General features: G+C 55.8%; 2 protein-coding genes. Both read right to left on the minus strand.

What is annotated here, in order from left to right:
* Positions 1-27: 27 nt before the first annotated feature.
* Positions 28-735, minus strand: coding sequence for a 5'-methylthioadenosine/S-adenosylhomocysteine nucleosidase (gene mtnN / locus VU18_RS15515; RefSeq protein WP_021322000.1), 708 nt, complete (start codon positions 733-735; stop codon positions 28-30).
* A gap of 14 nt (positions 736-749) precedes the next feature.
* Positions 750-1,207, minus strand: a 458-nt coding sequence (locus tag VU18_RS15520; protein WP_047758446.1) for a class I SAM-dependent methyltransferase, incomplete at its 5' end; no start/stop codon positions are given.

The raw sequence follows: 1,207 nt of genomic DNA on the forward strand, positions 1-1,207 counted from the left end.
ATAGACAAGCTGCTTTTTCGCTGCATCTTAATAGCGCTTCTGTTTCATAACGGAAAGCATCGACAAGACAAGTTCAGCCGAATGTTTCGCCGCCGTCTCCAAAAACTGTTCAAACGACACGTCCGACTCCTCACCAGCAATATCAGACAACGCCCGGATGATGACAAACGGCGTTCCAAATTGCACGCACACTTGGGCGATCGCCGCCGCTTCCATTTCGACGGCGCACAATTCCGGAAACTGACCGCGCACAAATTCGACTCGCTTTGGATCGTTCATAAACGAATCGCCGGTGGCGATCAAGCCGGTCACTGCCTGCAGGCCATCAAGCCGCGCCGCCGCCTGCTTGGCCGCCTCAACAAGCGCCTCATCCGCCCGGTAGCGCGCCGGCAGGCCAGGCACTTGCCCGTAAGCGTAGCCGAACGCGGTCACATCGACGTCATGATGGACGACTTCCTCGGAAATGACAAGATCTCCGACACGAAGCGAAGGCAAAAATCCGCCGGCCGAACCGGTATTGATCACGAAATCAGGGCGAAAGTGATCAAGCAGAAGCGTCGTTCCCATGGCGGCGTTCACTTTGCCGATCCCGGATTTCAACAACACCGCCTCCACGCCGTCAAGGCGCCCTTTGGAAAATTCGCACCCGGCGATGACCGTTTCCTCGCGCCCTTCCATGCGCGAACGCAAAATCGCCACTTCCTCTTCCATGGCTCCAATAATGGCTGCTTTCATCGTTCTCCCTCTTTCTATGTCGTTTGTTTCACCGCCTCCATCACCCAGACGAACGCGTTTTGCTGCGCAAAGGAGGCGGAAAAGCCATGCTTGGAAAACAGTGATGCCAATACGTCAAGCGTCGTATAATATTCGCGTTCCAAATCGTCGGCCAAATCGTGGAAGCCGCGCGCTCGGGCTTCCTCAATCGCCTGGCGGAACGCCTCTTTGTCGCGAAACGCCGTATCGGCAAACACTATTTTACCACCCGGATGGAGCAATTGACTATATTTGGCCAGCGCTTCGTCTTTTTCCGCATCCGTCAAATGATGAAACGCATACGTGCTGGCGATCGTGTCGATCGGCTCCGGCGGTGTCGGAAATTGCAAAAAATCGCCGTCCAGAATGACCGCTCGCCCGCTGAGCTTTTCCGCCGCTTTTTTCCTCATCGGCGCCGATGGCTCGATCCCGTACACCTGCTTGCCGCGCTCAA

This window comes from Geobacillus sp. ZGt-1, assembly GCF_001026865.1.
Lineage (GTDB): Bacteria > Bacillota > Bacilli > Bacillales > Anoxybacillaceae > Geobacillus > Geobacillus thermoleovorans.